Annotated in this window: 17 protein-coding genes, 1 pseudogene and 1 riboswitch; of the genes and pseudogenes, 6 read left to right on the top strand and 12 right to left on the bottom strand. The window is 74.3% G+C overall.

The window, feature by feature from the left end:
- Positions 1-7 precede the first annotated feature (7 nt).
- Positions 8-1990, top strand: a complete 1983-nt coding sequence (locus GMA12_RS09260) for a M13 family metallopeptidase (protein WP_156269208.1) — start codon at positions 8-10, stop codon at positions 1988-1990.
- Between the two features lie 12 nt (positions 1991-2002).
- Here the strand turns inward: GMA12_RS09260 and GMA12_RS09255 are convergent, their stop codons facing one another.
- The 4 genes from GMA12_RS09255 to GMA12_RS09240 form a co-directional block, all read right to left on the bottom strand.
- A complete protein-coding gene (locus GMA12_RS09255) occupies positions 2003-2443 on the bottom strand; it encodes a DUF4190 domain-containing protein (protein ID WP_156269207.1) in 441 nt (146 codons plus the stop codon).
- Positions 2444-2491: 48 nt separating this feature from the next.
- Positions 2492-4027 (bottom strand): DUF2142 domain-containing protein, encoded by a 1536-nt coding sequence (locus GMA12_RS09250; RefSeq protein ID WP_162459677.1) that lies wholly within the window; start codon positions 4025-4027, stop codon positions 2492-2494.
- Positions 4028-4031: 4 nt separating this feature from the next.
- Positions 4032-4838, bottom strand: coding sequence for a carbon-nitrogen hydrolase family protein (locus GMA12_RS09245; RefSeq protein ID WP_162459676.1), 807 nt, complete (start codon positions 4836-4838; stop codon positions 4032-4034).
- Positions 4839-5016: 178 nt separating this feature from the next.
- Entirely contained in the window at positions 5017-6057 is a 1041-nt protein-coding gene (locus tag GMA12_RS09240; protein ID WP_156269205.1) for a M14 family zinc carboxypeptidase, read from the bottom strand.
- Between the two features lie 151 nt (positions 6058-6208).
- Here GMA12_RS09240 and GMA12_RS09235 point away from each other — a divergent pair, with 151 nt between their 5' ends.
- A complete protein-coding gene (locus GMA12_RS09235; protein ID WP_156269204.1) occupies positions 6209-6586 on the top strand; it encodes a YidH family protein in 378 nt (125 codons plus the stop codon).
- 1 nt (position 6587) lies between these two features.
- The gene (locus GMA12_RS09230) at positions 6588-6947 is read left to right on the top strand and encodes a DUF202 domain-containing protein (RefSeq protein WP_156269203.1); all 360 of its coding nucleotides are present in this window, start codon (positions 6588-6590) and stop codon (positions 6945-6947) included.
- Positions 6948-7033: 86 nt separating this feature from the next.
- On the opposite strand, the gene GMA12_RS09225 is transcribed toward GMA12_RS09230, so the two are convergent.
- Positions 7034-8320, bottom strand: coding sequence for an adenylosuccinate synthase (locus tag GMA12_RS09225; protein ID WP_156269202.1), 1287 nt, complete (start codon positions 8318-8320; stop codon positions 7034-7036).
- A gap of 236 nt (positions 8321-8556) precedes the next feature.
- Between GMA12_RS09225 and GMA12_RS09220 the strand changes: the two genes are divergently transcribed.
- Positions 8557-9978: an amino acid permease gene (locus tag GMA12_RS09220; RefSeq protein WP_156269201.1), complete on the top strand. Its 1422-nt coding sequence runs from the start codon at positions 8557-8559 to the stop codon at positions 9976-9978.
- 124 nt (positions 9979-10102) lie between these two features.
- Here the strand turns inward: GMA12_RS09220 and GMA12_RS09215 are convergent, their stop codons facing one another.
- From GMA12_RS09215 to GMA12_RS09195, 5 genes and pseudogenes are all read right to left on the bottom strand, one after another.
- Positions 10103-10519 (bottom strand): VOC family protein, encoded by a 417-nt coding sequence (locus GMA12_RS09215; RefSeq protein WP_162459675.1) that lies wholly within the window; start codon positions 10517-10519, stop codon positions 10103-10105.
- Positions 10520-10521: 2 nt separating this feature from the next.
- A complete protein-coding gene (locus GMA12_RS09210; RefSeq protein ID WP_156269262.1) occupies positions 10522-11019 on the bottom strand; it encodes an SRPBCC family protein in 498 nt (165 codons plus the stop codon).
- Between the two features lie 6 nt (positions 11020-11025).
- Positions 11026-11379: pseudogene (locus GMA12_RS09205) on the bottom strand (ArsR/SmtB family transcription factor); the annotation flags it as partial.
- A gap of 46 nt (positions 11380-11425) precedes the next feature.
- Complete coding sequence (locus tag GMA12_RS09200) at positions 11426-12832, bottom strand: hypothetical protein (protein ID WP_156269200.1); 1407 nt, start codon at positions 12830-12832, stop codon at positions 11426-11428.
- Positions 12820-13812, bottom strand: a complete 993-nt coding sequence (locus GMA12_RS09195; protein WP_156269199.1) for a glycosyltransferase family 2 protein — start codon at positions 13810-13812, stop codon at positions 12820-12822. The genes GMA12_RS09200 and GMA12_RS09195 overlap by 13 nt, the downstream gene beginning before the upstream one ends.
- A gap of 220 nt (positions 13813-14032) precedes the next feature.
- Positions 14033-14135: riboswitch (SAM riboswitch) on the top strand.
- A 68-nt stretch (positions 14136-14203) separates the two neighbouring features.
- Between GMA12_RS09195 and GMA12_RS09190 the strand changes: the two genes are divergently transcribed.
- Positions 14204-15127, top strand: coding sequence for a methylenetetrahydrofolate reductase (locus GMA12_RS09190; protein ID WP_370830956.1), 924 nt, complete (start codon positions 14204-14206; stop codon positions 15125-15127).
- Between the two features lie 109 nt (positions 15128-15236).
- Positions 15237-17654, top strand: a complete 2418-nt coding sequence (gene metE, locus GMA12_RS09185; RefSeq protein ID WP_156269197.1) for a 5-methyltetrahydropteroyltriglutamate--homocysteine S-methyltransferase — start codon at positions 15237-15239, stop codon at positions 17652-17654.
- Positions 17655-17864: 210 nt separating this feature from the next.
- Here the strand turns inward: metE and GMA12_RS09180 are convergent, their stop codons facing one another.
- On the bottom strand, positions 17865-18638 hold the full coding sequence (locus GMA12_RS09180; protein ID WP_370830954.1) for an ANTAR domain-containing protein: 774 nt from the start codon (positions 18636-18638) through the stop codon (positions 17865-17867).
- Positions 18639-18858: 220 nt separating this feature from the next.
- Positions 18859-19017 carry a hypothetical protein gene (locus GMA12_RS09175; RefSeq protein WP_206064667.1) on the bottom strand — a complete coding sequence of 53 codons (159 nt, stop codon included), beginning with the start codon at positions 19015-19017 and terminating at the stop codon, positions 18859-18861.
- Positions 19018-19244: the final 227 nt, after the last annotated feature.

Below are 19244 nucleotides of genomic sequence, written 5' to 3'. Positions count from 1 at the left end.
GGGGGCCATGACTTCTACGGCGACCTCCTCGGTGTTCGACCTCTCCGGCTTCGACCGCTCCGTCCGCCCCCAGGACGACCTCTACCGGCACGTCAACGGCACCTGGCAGCGCCGCACCGAGATCCCCGACGACAAGCCCTCGGTGGGGGCGTTCATCGAGCTGCGCGACCAGGCCGAGGCCGCCGTGCGCGAGCTCATCACCCGGGCCGAGGCCGGGGACCCGGACGCGATCGAGTCCAAGATCGCCAACCTCTACTCGTCCTTCATGGACGAGGAGCGGATCGAGGCGCTCGGGGCCTCGCCGCTGGCCCCCGACCTCGCGGAGGTCGACGCGGTGGCCGACGTCCCCGCCCTCGTGCGCCACTTCGGGCGGATGATCCGCCGTGGCGTGGGCGGGCTCGTGGGCGTCGACGTCGACGCCGACCCGGGAGACCCCGAGCGCAACCTGGTCTTCGTCGGCCAGTCGGGCCTCGGCCTGCCCGACGAGGAGTACTACCGGGACGCCCAGCACGCCACGATCCGGGAGAAGTACCACGAGCACGTGCGCGCCATGCTGTCCCTGGCCGGTGTGGAGGACGCCGCGGAGCAGGCCCGCGCCGTCGTGGAGCTCGAGACCCGGATCGCCTCCCACCACTGGGACAAGGTCACGGTCCGCGATCTCACCAAGATGTACAACCCCATGAGCTTCGAGGAGCTCGCCGGGACCACCGCGGTCCTGGACTGGGCCCTGCTCGCCGAGGGGGCGGAGCTGCCCGTCCCGGCCCTGCGCACGGTGGTCAACGCCCAGCCGTCCTTCTTCACGGGCGTCGAGGAGCTGCTCGCCGACGAGCTGCTGCCGGCGTGGCGGGCCTGGGCCCGCTGGCACCTGGTCTCCGCGCGCGCCTCCTACCTGTCCTCGGCGTTCGTGGCGGAGGACTTCGCGTTCTACGGCACCGTGCTCTCCGGGACCCCGCGGCTGAAGGACCGGTGGAAGCGCGGGGTGGAGCTGGTCAACGGGGTGCTCGGCGAGGCCGTGGGCGAGCTCTACGTGGCCGCGCACTTCTCCCCCACCGCCAAGGAGCGGATGGACGAGCTCGTGGCCAACCTCCTGGAGGCCTACCGGGTCTCGATCACCGGCCTGGACTGGATGACCGAGGAGACCCGTCAGGAGGCCCTGAAGAAGCTCTCCCAGTTCACCCCGAAGATCGGCTACCCGGAGCGGTGGAAGGACTACTCCTCCCTGCGGATCGACCCCGAGGACCTCGTGGGCAACCGGATCCGCACCACGGAGTTCCGGCTCGCCGAGCTGGTCCGGAAGGCCGGCCGGCCGGTGGAGAAGCACGAGTGGCTGATGACCCCGCAGACCGTCAACGCCTACTACCACCCGCTGCGCAACGAGATCGTCTTCCCGGCCGCGATCCTCCAGCCCCCGTTCTTCGACGAGAACGCCGACGACGCCGTGAACTACGGCGCGATCGGCTCCGTGATCGGCCACGAGATCGGCCACGGCTTCGACGACAAGGGCTCCACCTGCGACGGCGACGGCCGGCTGCGCAACTGGTGGACCGATGCCGACCGGCAGGCGTTCGAGGAGCGCACCGCGGAGCTGGTGCGCCAGTACGACCGGCTGGTCCCGGAGCAGCTGCAGGACGAGGGCACGAGCGTCAACGGGGAGCTGACCCTGGGCGAGAACATCGGGGACCTGGGCGGGCTGACGATCGCGCACAAGGCCTGGCGGATGTCCCGGGCGGAGCACAGCGCCTTCGGGGCCGGCGAGCTGATCGACGGCTACACCCCCGAGCAGCGGCTGTTCCTGTCCTGGGCCTACGTGTGGCAGCAGAAGTCCCGCGACGAGGCGCTGCGCCACCGCATCGCGACCGACCCGCACTCCCCCAACGAGTTCCGGGCCAACCAGACGGTGCGCAACGTGCCCGCCTTCTACGAGGCCTTCGGCGTCGAGGAGTCGGACGGGCTGTGGCTGCCGGAGGCCGAGCGCGTCAGCATCTGGTGAGCCGGGCCCGGCTCAGCCGCCTCCGCCGGAGCTGATCAGGAACGCCACCGCGATCAGCCACAGGACGAGGAACAGGCCGAACACGGCGAGCAGGACCGTTCCGATCCAGCCGAGCACGCGCCCGGGCGTGGCCGGGGTGCCGAGCTTCTCGGCCTCGTTGGCCTGCCAGATCGCGAAGGGACCCAGCAGCGGGAGGACCACCACGCTGAGGATGCCCAGGATCAGGGCGGTGTCTGCGTGGCTGCGGCCCGCGGCGAAGCGCTCCCACGACGGGGGCGGACCCCACGGGGGCGGCGGGCCGTAGCCGCCGGCGGGCGCGGACCCGCCGGGCACCGGCGCGCTGCCGGGCCCGTCCGGACGGTGCGCATCGCGGGGGGCGTCCGGCCCTCCGGGGCCGGTTGCGTCGCCGGGGCGGTCCGGGTGCGGCGGGGAGTCGGAGCGGTCGTCGTCCACGGGATCCTCCAGAGGTCGTCGGTGCGGTCGGGTCGTCGGTGCGGCCGGTCAGGGAAGGGCGTAGTGGCCGGTGATGTGCACCACGGTGGCGTAGCCGGCCACGGCCAGCACGGCCGAGAGCGGCACGAGCACGAGGACCGTGGTGTCCACCCGGCGCAGGGCTGCCGGGCTGGCGGGGAACCGGGCGTGCACCAGCGGCACCAGCGTCCCGAGCAGCAGCAGGGCCAGCGGGACGAAGTAGCGCCCCTGCACCCCGTTGACGATCCCGGACTCCACCGGGGCGAAGCTGAGGTAGAGGGTGCCGAAGATCGCCGCGACGTTGAGCAGCAGCACCCCCGCGAACCACGCCGCGACCCGGCGCGACGCCACCCCGCGCGGGCCGTGGAAGAACGCGGCGCCCACGGCGACGAGCCAGCACACCGCGCCGACGAAGGGACCGTCGACGGTGCCCCCGGGCCCGTAGCCCATCTGGCCGGCGAAGCCGGCCGCGTAGTCCCAGTCCGCGGTCAGGATCGTCCGCGCGGCGATCCCCAGCACGGCCACCGGCTCGCTCAGCACGAAGGCCAGCTGGTCGCCGGGCCGCACCGTGTGCCGCTCCGCGGGGCCGCGCAGCGCCCCCATCGCCTCGGTGGTCCCGGCGGCCAGCGACATCCATCCCGCGAAGCCCAGCAGCGTCAGCAGCAGGCATCCGGTGAGCACCAGGGAGGCCGTCACCGGCCGCCCGTCCCGGCGCAGGGGCAGCGGGTACTTCCGCAGCGGGACGGCCAGCAGCAGCAGGGACAGGATGACGTAGGTGGGCTTCATCAGCGGCAGGGCGATCGCGCCGGCGAGCACGATCCCCAGCTCCGTGCGGGTGAGGGGCGCCCCGGAGCGGTCCAGCACGGTCGCGCGCAGCACGAGCGCGGTGAAGGCCAGCACCACGGCGTTGGTCACCGAGTCCGCGGAGATCACCGCCGACTGGTAGAGGGCGGTGGGCAGCAGCGCCACGCAGAAGCCGACCCACAGGAAGCGGGTGCCGCGCAGGGCCCAGAGTCCCACGGCGGCCACGGCCGTGTAGGCGAGCACCTGCAGCATCCGCATCAGGGTCCAGGCCGTGCCGACGTCGAGCTCCGCCGCGGTGGCGATCCGCGCCCCCAGGGCCGCGGGCAGGTAGGGCAGCGGCGAGTACGCCGCGGTGTTGGAGAAGGACGTCATCACGTGCTCGCCCGCCAGGGGCGCCGCGAGCGCCCGCGCGCGCTCCTCGGTCGCGAGGTACAGCGGGTCGGAGTTGCGCTCCTTGGACCGCGGCGCCCCGGCGTGCTCGGCCATGAAGTCCTGGGCGGTGGCGGGCACGGCGCCGCCGTAGACGGGATAGGGGCCGTCGTCGGGAAGCCGCTGGGGGGCGAACCCGCCCTGGGAGACCTGGTAGGCGCGCTTGAAGTGGGTGTGCTCGTCCGGACCCCAGGCCGAGGGCACCATCAGGGCGAAGACCGTCCCGAAAAGCAGGGACAGCCCCGCGAACAGCGCCACCACGGTGCGGGGCCGCAGCGGGGGGCGGACGGTGGCCTCGGGGGCCCGTACGGAGGCCGGGGCGGCGGTGGCCACCGCCTCAGTCATCGTCGGCGGGCAGCAGCTGGGCCGGGCCGAACCGTCGGTTGGCGAGCACGGGCACGGTCTCGCGCACCTCGTCGATGCGCTCCGCGGTGACGTCGGCGAAGAGCACCGTCTCTTCCTCCCCGGCCTCGGCCACGACCACACCGAGCGGGTCCAGGACCGCGGAGCGGCCGACCGTGTGCTCGGCGCAGGTGTCCGCGGCCGCCACCCAGACGGTGTTCTCGATCGCGCGGGCCTTGAGCAGCGCCTGCCAGTGGTCCACCTTGTGCTCCCCGGCGAACCAGGCGGCGGGCACGGTCAGCAGCTGCGCCCCGGCGTCGACCACGGCGCGGCAGATCTCGGGGAAGCGCAGGTCGTAGCAGGTGATCATGCCGACCGAGAGCTCACCGATCCGCACCACCGTCACGCCCTTGTCCCCCGGCCGGATCCGGTCGGACTCCCGGTGGCTGAAGGCGTCGTAGAGGTGGAGCTTGCGGTACGTCCCGAGGATCGCGCCCTGCCCGTCCACGGCCACGAGCGTGTTGTAGGGGCGGCCGTCGGCGGAGGCCTCGTAGCCGCCGGCGATCACGGCCACGCCCGTCTGCGCGGCCAGGAAGGACAGCTGCTGGACGAAGCCGGACCACCCGCGCAGCACCAGCTCCTCGAACCGCTCCCCGATGAGCCGCTCGGAAAACATGGCCTCCTCGGGGAACACGACGAGCTCCGCGCCGGCGGCGGCGGCCTCACCGGCCATCCGGCGCATGGTCTGCAGGTTCTCGGCCGTGTCCGCGGTGGGCGCGAACTGTCCGACGGCGATCTTCACGGGTTCTCCTCGGTGCGGCGGCGGGTCCGGGGCGCCCCGGCGCGGTGCGCCGGCGGCGCCGCTGCGCCCACTGTATCCGCCGCCGCGGGCGGGCGGGACCGCCCGGTCCCGCCCGCGCATCGGCCCGTGGAGGGCCCGGCGCGGACCGTCCGACGCCGGGCGGTCCGCGCCGCAGGGGTCACTCCGTGCGGGTGGTCTGCTCCGGCAGCGTCTCCCAGAAGCTGGTGTCGGCGCTCGCGATCGACCCGTCCCCGATCGCCCGGGCCGTCTCCGTCAGGGTCAGCACCGTCTGGCGGATCAGGTAGCCGCTGCTGCGGCCGCCGAGGATGTAGTCCTCGCGGTAGTGGTCGGACATGCCGCGCATCTCGAACAGCAGCGTGGCCACCCCGTACTCCACCGCGATCCCGTTGCGGCTGATGGTCTCGGCCGTCCCGCCGACGTACTTGCCGAGCCGGCCCCAGCCGGTGGGCTCGATCGCGGAGTGCACCACGGCGCCGAGCTGCTGCGAGCGCCGGACGAGCTCGGGGTCGGCGTTCGGCGTCGTCGGGTACAGGATCGAACCGGAGACGAGCTCCCCGTCCACCTCGGACTGTGTGCCCTGGTGGTGCAGGTCGATCATGTAGTCGATGTCGTAGGCGCCCAGCACGTTCTGGTGCAGCGCCTGCGTCTCGGGCTGCGTGCGGGCGACGTGGTCGCGGTTGAGGTCGATCCCGTTGGCGTTGTACCGGGTGAGGTTGCGGTCCTTGGCCAGGTAGTCGTCGAGGGAGAAGTCGACGTCGCCCATCGCGCCGTCCGGGTTGAGCATGGGCACCACGAGGATGTTCACGTTCTCGAGCAGGTCGGCGGACTTGCCGGTGCCCAGGGCCTTGATGAAGCTGAGCGCCCCTTCGGTGGTGAGCTGCTCGTTGCCGTGCTGCTGGGTCAGGTACAGGATCGTGGGGTTCTGGGGGTCGGAGACGTACTCGGCGAGGTAGAGGTCCCGGCCCTTGACGGACTGGCCGATCACCTTCAGCTCGAGCGCGTCCTGGCGCGCGTCCTGGTCCTGCAGCTCCGCGGCCATCTCCTCGTAGGTGCTGAGGTGGGCGGTCGTGTACTGGCCGTTGCCGGGGTTCGGGCCCTCGCCCACGGCGGTGGCGGGCGCGGCCACGGCCCCGCCGGCGGCGAGCAGGGCCGCCAGGGCCAGGGCGGAGGTCAGGCGGGCGGTGCGGGCGTGTTCCATGGGGGGGCTCCTCAGGGGGGTTGGAGGGAATCCCAGGGTATGGGGCGGGCGTGATCCGGACAACAGTCCCGTCCCCTCCGCCGCCCCGGGCACCGGCGGCTCCCCGTGACAGGATGGGCCGTGGAACGACCGGGCGAGCGGAGGGCGGACGATGGGCGAGCAGCCGGGACGGCGCCGGCTGACCGAGCGGGTGCTCGGCGGCGGGGAGGACCCCGACCCCCGCTTCACCCTGGCCAACGAGCGCACGTTCCTCGCCTGGATCCGGACCGCGCTCGCGTTCCTGGCCGGCGGGATCGCGATCGAGGCGTTCACCGCGGACGTGTTCGACGAGGGCATCCGCACGTTCCTCGCGGTCGTCCTGCTGGTGCTGAGCATGCTGGTCAGCGCGGGCGCCACGTTCCGCTGGATCGGGGTCGAGCGGAGCATGCGGCGCCAGGCCCCGCTGCCCCTGCCTCTGATCGCGCCGGTGCTCGCGGTGGGCGGGGCGATCGCGGCGGGAGTGCTCGTCGTCGTCGTCCTGCAGGGCTGAGATGCCGCGCCCGCGGAGCCGCGGGCCCGCCCCGCCGCCGGAGCGCCCGCACGCGGACGAGGGCCTGCAGCCGGAGCGGACCACGATGGCGTGGGGGCGGACCCTGCTGTCCTTCGTGGTGGTCTCGGCGGTCTTCCTGCGCTGGCTGCCCCAGCACGGGCCGTTCGTGCTGGTGCTCTTCGGGCTGGCGGTGCTCACGGCCGGGTCGATCTACCTGACCCAGCGGCCGCGGTACGCACGCAGCGCCCGGGGGATCGTCCGGGAGGAGTCGGCCCCGGAGACCGGGGCGGTGCTGGCCACCGCGCTCGCCGTGCTGGTGCTCGGCGCGCTCGGCGTCTGGGTGGTGCTCGTCCTCGTCTGACCCCTCGCTCCCGCACGCGAGGTGGCACGTGTGGGCGACCGCGGCGCGCTCGGCCGCCGACACGTGCCACCTCGGCGCAAGGGGGGTCAGTCGATGAGGTCGCGGACCACGATGGTGTCGTCACGGTCCGGGCCCACGCCGATCGCGGACATCCGGGTGCCGCTCATCGACTCGAGCGCCTCCACGTAGGCGCGGGCGTTGGCCGGCAGGTCCTCCAGGGAGCGGCAGCCGGTGATGTTCTCCGTCCAGCCGTCGAAGTGCTCGAAGATCGGCTTGGCGTGGTGGAACTCCGTCTGGGTCATCGGCATCTCGTCGTGGCGCACGCCGTCGACGTCGTAGGCCACGCACACGGGGATCTGCTCGATGCCGGTGAGGACGTCGAGCTTGGTGAGGAAGTAGTCGGTGAAGCCGTTGATCCGCGAGGCGTGGCGGGCCATCACGGCGTCGTACCAGCCGGTGCGGCGCGGGCGGCCGGTGTTCACGCCGAACTCGCCGCCGGTGGTGCGCAGCCGCTCGCCCATCTCGTCGAACAGCTCCGTGGGGAACGGGCCGGCGCCCACCCGGGTGGTGTAGGCCTTGATGATCCCGATCGCCCGGGTGATGCGGGTGGGGCCGATGCCCGACCCCACGGACGCGCCGCCGGCCGTGGGGTTGGAGGAGGTCACGAACGGGTAGGTGCCGTGGTCCACGTCGAGGAAGGTGGCCTGGCCGCCCTCCATGAGCACCACCTTGCCCTCGTCGAGGGCCTGGTTGAGCAGGAAGGTGGAGTCCACGATCATCGGGGCGAGCCGCTCGGCGTAGCCCAGGAAGTACTGCACGACCTCCTCGACGTCGATGTCCCGGCGGTTGTAGAGCTTCACCAGTAGCTCGTTCTTCTGCCGCAGCGCGCCCTCGATCTTCTGCCGCAGGATCGACTCGTCCAGGACGTCCTGCACGCGGATGCCCAGCCGGCCGACCTTGTCCATGTAGGCCGGGCCGATGCCGCGGCCGGTGGTGCCGATCGCCCGCTTGCCGAGGAAGCGCTCGGTGACCTGGTCCATGGTCTGGTGGTAGGGGGCCACGAGGTGGGCGTTCGCGGAGAGCCGCAGCCGCGAGGTGTCCGCCCCGCGCGCCTCCAGGCCGTCGATCTCCTCGAAGAGGGCCTGGGGATTGACCACGACGCCGTTGCCGATCACGGGGACGGCGTTGGGGCTCAGGATCCCCGCCGGCAGGAGCTTCAGCTCGAACTTGTCCCCGCCCACCACCACGGTGTGCCCGGCGTTGTTGCCGCCGTTGGGCTTGACCACGTAGTCGACGCGGCCGCCGAGCAGGTCGGTGGCCTTGCCCTTGCCCTCGTCGCCCCACTGGGCGCCGACGATCACGATTGCTGGCATTGACGGACTCTCCTGCCTGGATGACGCGGGAGGTCTCCCGCGGGGCCCGGCGGAGGCTCGCCCCGGCCGGGCACGACAACGCCCCTGTGTCGACCCGGTCCTGTCCGCACGCTCGAGGCGGCGCCGCGCCGGCAGGATGGAGGCCCAGGGGCTCGTACCGTGCAAGTCTAGCGGTCCGTGACCGGGCGCACGCATCCGGGCCCGCCGCCCGGGAGCGCCGCGGTCGGATACCCTGGATGCCCATGAGTTCCCCTTCCTCCTGGACCCGGGCCGAGTCCGGCCCGCCGCGCCCGGCCGCACCGTCCGGGACCGCACCGGGCACCCACCTCAAGGCGCGCCACCTGGTGATGATGGCCCTGGGCAGCGCCATCGGCACCGGCCTGTTCATCGGCACCGGCGCCGCGATCCGCACGGCGGGGCCGGCGGTGCTGCTGTCCTTCCTGGTGGCCTGCGTGCTGCTCGTGCTGGTGATGCGGGCGCTGGGCGAGATGGCCGCCGCGGACCCGTCCCCGGGCGCGTTCTCCACCTACGCCGAGAAGGCCATGGGCCGCACCGTGGGCCGGACCCTGGGCTGGCTGTGGTGGGCGCAGATCGTGGTGGTGGTCGCGGCGGAGGCCACGGCCGCGGCCCAGCTGCTGACGGAGCTGTGGCCGGTGACCGAGCAGTGGGTGCTCGCGCTGCTGTTCATGGTGGTGTTCACCGCGGTCAACCTGGTGAAGGTCCGCACCCTCGGGGAGACCGAGTTCTGGTTCGCCCTGATGAAGGTGCTCGCCGTTCTGGCGTTCCTGGGGGTCGGCCTGGCCGTGCTGCTGGGCCTGACCGACGTGCCCTCCCCCGGGCTCGGCAACCTCACCGCGCACGGCGGCTTCCTGCCCAACGGGCTCACCGGGGTCGCCGCCGCGCTGCTCGTGGTGATCTTCGCGTTCGGCGGCACGGAGCTGGTGACCATCGCGGCCGCGGAGACCGAGGACCCGCAGCACAACGTGGCGCGCGCCGTGCGCACCATCCTGGTCCGCATCCTCGTCTTCTACGTGGGCGCGGTGACCGTGATGGTGCTCGTGCTGCCGTGGAACGACGAGCAGCTCTCCGTGAGCCCCTTCGTGGCCGTGCTGGAGACCGCCGGGGTGCCGGGTGCCGACGTGGTGATGGCCGTGATCATCATCCTGGCGCTGCTCTCGGCGCTCAACGCCAACATCTACGGCTCGTCCCGGATGCTGTACTCGCTGGCCCGCCGCGGCTCCGCCCCGCGGGCCTTCGCCGACGTCTCCGCCCGCGGGGTGCCCCGGACCGCGGTGCTCGTCTCCGTGGCCTTCGGCTTCGGGGCCGTGGTGCTGAACTACCTGTGGCCCGAGACCGTGCTGCTGTGGATGCTCAACACGGTCGGCGCCACCTGCCTCGTGGTCTGGGGGCTCGCCCTGGTCTCCCAGATCGTGCTGCGCCGCCGCGCCGACCGGGACGGGACCGAGCTGCCGCTGCGGATGTGGGCGTTCCCGTGGCTGTCCTGGCTGGCGCTGGCGATCCTCGCCGGCATCCTGCTGCTCGGCCTGCTTGACGACGCCGTGCGCGCTCAGCTGCTGCTCACCGCCGGTCTGGTGCTGCTCATCGCGCTGGCCTCGAGGCTGCTCGGCCGCCGGGCCGAGCACGCCCGCCCGGACTGACCCGGCGGACCGCCGGCCCCGGCGGAGCCGGCGGCGGCGCCACAGGACGTGCCCCCCGGACACGCCACGGGCAGGGCCGGACGCGGCACCGGAGGCACTGTCACAGGCGGTGTCACAGGCGGTGTCAGAGGCGGTGCTCGGGCGGGATCAGCGGCCGCTCGGCGCGGGCCCGCAGCTCCTGGACCGCCCACGAGTTGCCGTCGGGATCGCTGAAGCCGAAGACCGTGCCGCCGTCCCGCTCGTCGAGCACCGTGATCCCGCTGACCTCCACGCCCCGGGACAGCAGCTCCTCCCGGGCCGCCCGGGCGTCCGCGACCACCAGCTGGAGCCCGCGCAGGGAGCCGGGGGCCATCTCCCGGTGGGCGGGGAGGTTGCCCACCACGATCGAGCAGCCGGACCCGGGCGGGGTCAGCTGGGCGATGTCCATCTGCTCGGTGGTGGTGTGGTGGTCGAGGCGGAAGCCGACCTGGTCCCGGTAGAACTCCACGGCCCGGTCGACGTCGCGCACCGGCACCAGCACCACCTCGAGGGTCCAGTCCACGCTCAGCCTCCCTGTCCGCCGAGCAGCCCGGCCAGCAGCTCCTCGAGCCGCTCGTAGCCCTCGGCCATGCCCTTCTCCATGCCGGAGCCGACCATCCCGTCGCGGGCCTCCTGCGAGGCGTGGACGGTGTGCCCGCGCAGCCGGCACCGGCCCTCGCCGAGGTCCTCGAAGCGCAGGTACTCGAGGTCGACCGCGTCGGGCCAGCCCTCGTACTCGAAGGTCTGGACGACCAGCTCGTTCTCGCGCACGGTGTGGAAGACGCCGCGGAAGGCGTACTCCTCGGCGCTGTCCTCGCCGCGCTGGACGAAGCGGTAGGCGCCGCCGGCGCGGAACTCGAAGCCGTCGATCCGGGTCCGCAGCCCGCGCGGGCCGATCCACTGCCGGAACAGCTCGGGGTCGGCGTGGGCGCGGTAGACCTCCGCCACGGGGAAGTCGAAGTCCCGCTCGAAGTCGATGTACGGCACGTCGTCGGGGACGGTCAGGTGCAGGGCGTGTCCCATGGTGAAGTCCTCCCGGTGTGCGCCGCGGGGCGCGGCGCGGGTGTCGAGCACGGCGTCGAGGCGGCGGAACTGCTCCTCCCGGACCAGCCGGTACCGGTCGATCCAGGCGGTGAGCGCCTCCAGCCGTGCGGGGTCCAGGTGGACGGGCCGCCGCTGGGCGTCACGGGTGCGCGTGACGAGCTGCGCCTGCTCGAGGACCTGGATGTGCTTCGAGACCGCCTGCTTGGAGATCGCGAAGGGTTCCGCCAGTTCGGTGACCGTGGCCGGGCCCCGGCTGAGCCGGGCGACGATCCGCCGCCGGACCGGGTCGGCGAGGGCCAGGAAGGCCCGGTCGAGCAGGTCGTCGTCGTCGGGGTCCACGGTGTCTGTCAACGTATTCCTTGATCAACCTGTTGGTTGTTCAAGGCTACGCCCGGCGAGCCGGGGCGGCCACCTCCGAGACCCGATCGTGACGCTCGTCCGTGCCCGGCTCCGGGGCCGCCGGCTCGCGCCGCTCCGCGGCGGCGGAGGCGTCCGGGGCCGGGCGGGCCCGCACGGCGGCGGCCAGGCACGCGGCGGTCACGACGGCGAGCGCGGCGGGCACCCCGCGGTTGACGAAGAACGCGTGGATCTGGGAGTGGTTGCTGAGCACGGTGTACCAGAGGGGCACCGCGGCCGCGGGCAGGGCCAGGACCAGCGCGGCCGCCCAGCGGGACGGCCCGGCGCGCCGGTGGGCCAGGACCAGGCCCGCCGCCGCCGCCAGCAGGCAGCCGGCCAGCACGAGCTCCGCGGTGGGCACCCTGGTCCACCAGTAGTCGATGTTGGCGTGCACCCCCGCCCCGAAGGACTCCGCGACCCCCGCGTGGTCTCCTCCGGTCCGGTTCCCCACGTTGCGGCGGACCACCTCCACGGTGGCCGGGATGCCCAGGAAGGCGCCGGCGATCACCCACCGGGCCACCCAGGTGACGGCGAAGGCCGCCGGCCAGACGGCGCCGGCCAGGAGCACCGCCACGAACGTGGCCCTCAGCTCGCGGCGGTGGAACCACGTCACCGCCCCCACGGCGAAGGCGGACATCGCCCACGGCACGGCGGGAGTGGTCAGGAGGTCCACGAAGCAGAAGAGCGCGGCGCCCAGGGCGGCGCCCGCGCAGCCCAGCCGGGCCGAGCGGGCGGCCCCGAGCGTGGCGAGGAGCACGGACAGGAAGATGAAGGCGATGGAGATCGACTGGCTGAAGGAGGTCGAGGGGGTGGACAGCAGGTTCGTCCCCGCGACGTAGGGCAGCACGAGGGCGAGCCCCACCGCGGTGGAGGTCCGGGCGCGCAGCGCGAGGAACGCCCCGGCCAGGGCGAGCACCATGAGGGTGCCCGAGACGATCCGCAGCCCCTCCAGCCCCGCCACGGCCAGCACCGGGCGGGTGAGCACCGTGTAGCCGGCCCAGTACTTGAAGTAGTTGTTGTCCTCCAGCACGGCCCCCTCGGCGATGGCCCGGAGCTGCTCCGGTCCGCCGCCGCAGGTGGCGAGCCGGGGCATCCGGACGGCCCGGCTGAACGCCGACTCCTCCGGGGACGCGCCCAGGCCCGTGCCCGCGACCACGCACTCGGTGAAGGTGTCCGCCGGGGTGCCCATCCGGTCGATCGTGCCGTGCGGGCCGTAGGTGCCGTCCTCGACCGCGGCGAGGAGGTGCTCGACGATGGGCCGGTCCGGCACGGCCTGGCCCACCACCAGCAGCCCGAACAGGGCGAACTGCAGGACCACCAGCATGCCCAGGCCCTGGAGCCAGGGGCGCAGCGGGGCCAGGCGGCCGCCGGTGCCGGCCGCGGTCACCGGGCCCACCGGCGCTCCTGCGCGGCGGGCGGAACGGGACGGTCCGCCCCGGCCCCGCCGCTCCACGGCGGGGCCGGCTGGCGCAGGTAGAACAGCCGGGAGGTCTCCCGACGGATCCTCGCCTGCCCGTGCAGCAGGACCCCCATCAGCAGGAACACCCCGGCCAGGACCACGAGGGAGGCGGCCAGGAACGCCGTCGGGAAGCGGGGCACGAGCCCGGTGCCCGCGAACTCCACCACCACGGGCAGGCCCAGGACCAGACCGAGCAGGAACAGCGCGCACGAGACGGCGCCGGTGACCAGGAAGGGCCGTTCCTGGAAGAGCAGCTGGGCGAAGATGCCCAGGATCCGGAAGCCGTCGTGGTAGGTCCGCAGCTTGCTCTCGCTGCCCTCGGCCCGGTCGCGGAAGCCCACCTCCACCTCGGTCTGCGGCACCCGGGCGTTGACCGCGTGGACGGTCAGCTCGGTCTCGATCTCGAACTCGCGGGACAGCGCCGGGAAGGACTTCACGAAGCGCCGCGAGAAGACCCGGTACCCGCTGAGCATGTCGGTGACCTGGCGGCGGAAGGCGAAGGTGACGAGGGTGTTGAAGAACCGGTTGCCGGACTCGTGGCCGGCCCGGTAGGCGGTGCCGCTGACCTGGCGGCGCACCCCCAGCACCTGGTCGTAGGGACCCGCCAGCAGGGTCTCGATCATCCGCGGCGCGTCGGCCACGTCGTAGGTGTCGTCGCCGTCGATGAGCAGGTAGACGTCGGCGTCGAGATCCGCGAACGCCCGCCGCACCACGTTGCCCTTGCCCTTCTCCTCCTCGTGCCGCACGTGCGCGCCGGCCCGCCGGGCGGCCTCGGCGGTGCCGTCGGTCGAGCAGTTGTCGTAGACGTGGACCTCGATGCCGGGGACCGTGGCGTGCAGGTCGGTGACGACCTTCGCGATCGCGGCCTCCTCGTTGTGGCACGGCACGACCGCCACGATGCGGGGCGAACTGGGCATGACGTCTCGTTCCTGGGGTCCGGGCGGCGGGGGCACACTCATTATGGCCGTGGGCGGGCGCCGCGCGAACCGGTGCGCGGCGCTGACGCCGCGTGGGTCGCGCGACGCCCGGTGTCGATGTTGCGCCGCGTGACGCGCCCGCCGTCACAGTCGGCGCACCGGCGTCTTCTGCGCCGCCGGGCTTGGCACCCGCCCGGGGCACCCGCTGGAATGGGTCCTGCATCTATCCAGAGCGGCCGAGAGACCTGGCTCGTCGACGCCGCAGCAACCATCCGCAGCCCCACCGGGCCGCGGAACGGTGCTCCCGCCAGGACCGATGGAGCTGTCGCAGCCTCCCGGGTCCACCCCGGGACGGCCGGCGCCCTCCCTCGGGGTGACCCCAGGAGGTTCTGTGAGACGACCACCCGACCGGACGGCGCCACCGCCGTCGCTGTCCTACGAGCTCTATCCACCGCGCTGCGCGGCGAGCGCCGAGACGCTGCTGCGGACCATCGAGGAGCTCGAGCCCACCCGCCCCGACCACGTCGCTGTCACGTACAGCGGGGACGCCCCGCGGCGGGCCGGATCGCTGGCGCTGCTGGACCACCTCCTGGCCCGCACCGGCCTGCGGCCCCTGGCGCACCTCACGTGCGTGGGCAGCACGCGGGCCGAGCTGGAGGAGACCGTCACGTCCCTGCTCCACCGCGGCGTCCGGGGCGTCCTGGCCCTGCGCGGGGACCTGGAGCCGGACGCGGAGCCCGGCGAGCTGGCCCACGCCGGGGACCTGGTGGAGCTCGTGCGCGAGGTCGAGCAGCGCCACACCGCGTCCCTCGCCGGCGGCCGGCTCGCCGTGGGCGTGGCCGCCTACCCGACCCGGCACCCCGAGTCCCCGTCCTTCCGGCACGACATCGAGGTGCTGCTGGCCAAGCAGCGTGCCGGGGCGGACTTCGCGATCACGCAGGTCTACTTCCGCCCGCAGCGCTACGAGCGCCTCGTTGCCTCCGCCCGGGCCGCCGGGGTGACGATCCCGATCGTGCCGGGGATCATGCCCGTCACGGAGCCGCGGCGGCTGGCCACGCTGTGCCGGCTCGCCGGGCTCCGGCCCCACCCGGGCCTGGCCGCGGCCCTGGAGGAGGCCGCCGGCCCCGCCGAGCGGCACCGGGCGGGCGTGGCCTTCGCGACCCGCCTGGCCCGCGCGGCCCTCGACGCCGGGGCGCCCGGGCTGCACCTCTACACCTTCAACGAGCACCGGGCCGCCCTGGACCTGCTGGAGCGTGTGGACCTGCCGCGCGTGCCCCACCAGCCGGCGGCCCTGCCGGACCTGCTGCCCGCCTGAGCAGCGAGGGAGGCCGGCCCCGTCCGCGCCTCGTGGCCCGGGCCTCTTCCCGGGCCCTTCCCCTGACCTTCGCCCGTACCTTTTCCCAGATCTGCCGAGGAGCACACCCATGAGCACGACCACCCCTGCCGTCCCCTTCCCCGCCGCCACCATCACCGGGTACCCCCGGATCGGCCGGCGCCGCGAGCTGAAGCAGGCCCTCGAGGCCTACTGGGCCGGGCGCTCGACCCGCGAGGAGCTCGAGGCGGCCGCCGGCGAGCTGCAGCTGGCCACCTACCGCCGGCTGGTGGAGCTGGGCCTGGGCGCGCAGGACGCGTCCCTGCCCGCGGCCTTCCCCCTCTACGACCAGGTCCTCGACACCACCGTGGCCCTCGGGGCGGTCCCGTCCCGCTTCGCGGACCTGGCCGGGGCGGACGGGCGCCTGGACCTGGACGGCAGCTTCGTGCTGGCCCGCGGCGACGCCGGGCGGGCACCGCTGGAGCTGACCAAGTGGTTCGACACCAACTACCACTACCTGGTCCCCGAGATCGGCCCCGGGACCCCTTTCACCGCCTCCGCCGGCCGGCTCGTGGCCGACGTCCGCCGCGCCGCCGAGAACGGCTTCACCGTCCGTCCCGTCCTCGTGGGCCCCGTCTCCTTCCTCCTGCTGGCCAAGGCCGACGACGACGCCCCCGCCGGCTTCGACCCCCTGCAGCGGCTCGCCGACCTGCTCCCGGTGTACGCCCAGCTGCTCGGCGAGCTCGCCGCGGCCGGGGCGCCGTGGGTCCAGCTGGAGGAGCCGGCGCTCGTGGCCGACCAGGACGTGCCCGCCGCGCGGCTCGCCGCGGCCGTGCAGGAGGCCTATCCGGCGCTCACGGCCGTTCCCGGGCGGCCGCGGCTGCTCGTCACCACCTCCTACGGCTCCCCGGGCGCCCTGCTGCGCCCGCTGGCCCGCAGCGGGGTCGAGGCCGTGCACCTGGACCTGGTCAAGGGCGCGGCCCCCGCCCCCGCGGAGCTGGCGCTGTTCGCCGGCGAGGGCGCCCCCGTGCTCGTGGCCGGGGCGGTCGACGGGCGCAACGTGTGGCGGGCCGACCTGGCCGGCCGGCTCGGTGAGCTGGAGGACCTGGCCCGCGCCGGCGCCCGGGTCGCCGTGGCCAGCTCCACCTCCCTGTTCCACGTCCCGCACGACGTGGCCGAGGAGACCAGGCTGCACCCGCTGCTGCGCAGCTGGCTCGCCTTCGCCGACCAGAAGGTCGGCGAGATCGTCACCCTGGCCCGCGGTCTCGCCGCGGGGCGGGGGGCGGTCGCGGACCGGCTGGCGGAGGCCGCCGCGGCCCGCCGCTCCCGCGAGGACGCCCCGGGGGTCCGGGACGCGGCGGTGCGCGAGCGGGCCGCGTCCCTGACCTCGGCGGAGATCGGCCGCGCCCCCGCCGCGGTGCGCCGCGCCGCCCAGGAGGGCCGGTCCTTCACGGCCTCCGGTCCCCTGCCCCCGCTGCCCACCACCACCATCGGCTCCTTCCCGCAGACCGCCGAGGTCCGCGCCGCCCGCGCCCGGCACCGCGCCGGGGCGCTTCCGGACGCCGAGTACGAGGGGTTCCTGCGCGAGGAGATCGAGCGGGTGGTGCGCCTGCAGGAGGAGCTCGGGCTCGACGTGCTCGTGCACGGCGAGCCGGAGCGCAACGACATGGTCCAGTACTTCGCCGAGCACCTGGACGGCTTCGCGACCACCGTGCACGGCTGGGTGCAGTCCTACGGCTCCCGCTGCACCCGCCCGTCGATCCTGTGGGGTGACGTCAGCCGGGAGGGCCCGGGGCTGCGCGGCGAGGCGTTCACCGTTCCGTGGATCGGCCACGCCCAGTCCCTCACCGACCGTCCCGTCAAGGGCATGCTGACCGGCCCGGTCACGATCCTCGCGTGGTCCTTCGTGCGCGACGACCAGCCGCTGGAGCAGACGGCACGGCAGGTGGCGCTGGCGCTGCGCGACGAGGTCGCGGACCTGGAGGCCGCCGGGATCGGGATCATCCAGGTCGACGAGCCGGCCCTGCGGGAGCTGCTGCCGCTGCGCCGTGCCGACCAGCAGGCCTACCTCGGCTGGTCGGTGGACGCGTTCCGCCTGGCCACCTCGGGCGTGCGGGACGAGACCCAGATCCACACCCACCTGTGCTACTCCGAGTTCGGCGAGGTCGTCGGGGCGATCGACGGCCTGGACGCCGACGTCACCAGCATCGAGGCGGCCCGCTCCCGGATGGAGGTGCTCACGGACCTGGAGGCCGCCGGCTTCTCCCGCGGCATCGGCCCCGGCGTGTGGGACATCCACTCCCCGCGGGTGCCCGGACAGGAGGAGATCGAGCAGCTGCTCGAGCGGGCACTGGAGCACGTGCCGGCGCGGACCCTGTGGGTCAACCCGGACTGCGGGCTGAAGACCCGCGGCTACGAGGAGACGAAGGCCTCCCTGGAGCACCTCGTGGCGGCGGCCCGGACCGCCCGGGAGCGGGTGGCGCAGCCGGCGGGGCCGGCGCTGATCGTCCAGCACGGCTCGCGCCCCTGACCACGGCGGAACCGGGCGCCCGGCGCGGGCGACCACGGAGATCCCGTGGTCGCCCGCGCCGGGCGCGGTCGGCGGGCGCGGCCGCGGCCGCGGGAACGCTGCGGCGGGCGCTTCACGGAGGAGGACGCGCGCCGCTGCCGGCGCGGCCCGGCGAGCGCCGGCGGCGCTCCGGGGCGGCGCCGGGCACGGTCCTCCGCCGCCGCTGCCGGCTCAGTCCGCCCGGGCCCCCGGTGCGGGACGGCCGGGCCGGCGCGGGAGCGAGAGCTCCCCGGTGTCCACGACCTCGGTGGCGATGTCCGCCATCTTCCGGTTGCTGTCCTGGCTGGCCAGGCGCAGCAGCTCGTGCGCCTGCTGGCGGGTGAGCCTGTGCTGGGCCATCAGCACCCCGATGGCGGTGCCGATCTCCCGGTTGGACTGCAGCGCCAGCTCCAGGTTCTCGGCCCGCTCCTGGGTGAGCGCCGTCGAGACCGCCCACGCGGCGTGGGTGGCCAGCATCGTGCCGGCCCACTCGGTCTGCGCGTCGAAGGCGTCGGGGACGTCGGAGTACAGGTTCAGCGCGGCGACCAGGTCCGGGTCCGCGACCAGGGTCAGCCGGTAGGCCAGCGCGCTGCGCATTCCGAGCTCCCGGGCGACCTGCGCCCCGTACTCCGGCCAGCGGGCGTCGTGGGCCAGGTCCCCGGAGCGGTGCACGCTGTCCTCGAGCGCCGCGTCCACGCACGGGCCCGAGCCCACCCGGCACTGCAGGGCGTCGGCCTCCAGGGCCCGCTCGCCGGTGGCGGCCAGGGTCCGGAACGTGCCGTGGCGCAGGGTGGTGATGCTGGCCCACCGCGCCCCCGGCAGCGTCTGCACCGCCTGCCGGATCACCGCCTCGACCAGGGCGTCCGCGGTCACGGTCCGCAGCTGCTCGCCCAGCCCCACGACGGCGTCGGCGATCTCGGCCAACCCGGACGGGTCGGCCGGTGTGGCCGGGAGCGGCGTGCTCACGCGCACCTCCGGTCGGTCGTGGTGACGGTTCCGCGCCACGGGACGTCGGGGCCTGGCACAGGAAAAGCCTGACAGCACTCCGCCCTCGCCACAAGCCGTTCCCCACCACCCCGGCCGCCGGGACGCCGAGGACCCCGTCCAGGCGCAGACCGGATCCACCGGTCGGCCACCTCGGCCCCCGCGGGCCGGCCGCTCCCTCGCCGCGGCCCCGGCCCGCCTCTCAGGAGGACCGGACGCAGCCGGCCGCCTTGTCCACCGCGTGCCGCAGCGGCTCCCCGGCCGCCCACCGCCGGAGGCTGTCCCCGAACTGGGCCGCGAGCTCGTCCCGCCACCCCTCGACGTCACCGCACAGGTGCGCGGACGCGTGCACGTCGTCCATCGCCCAGAATCGGCCGGCTCGGCCGCGGGGACGACCGTGCCGACGTCGGGGGCCTCGGAACGGGCCGTGCACCCGGCGCCGCACCCCGCCAGGCCCTCGCGGGTCACCACCGTGACGTCGGCGAGGCGGCGCAGGGCGGCCTCGTTGGCCGGCAGAGGCGTGCCGTCCGCGGTCAGCACGACCACGCGCGGCGGAACGGGAGCGGCGCTCGTGCGGCCACCCTCCGG

The sequence above is a fragment of the Kocuria sediminis genome, from assembly GCF_009735315.1.
GTDB classification, from domain to species: domain Bacteria; phylum Actinomycetota; class Actinomycetes; order Actinomycetales; family Micrococcaceae; genus Kocuria; species Kocuria turfanensis.
Note: the sequence above shows the minus strand (reverse complement) of the source record. Positions and strands in the feature narration are given on the sequence as shown.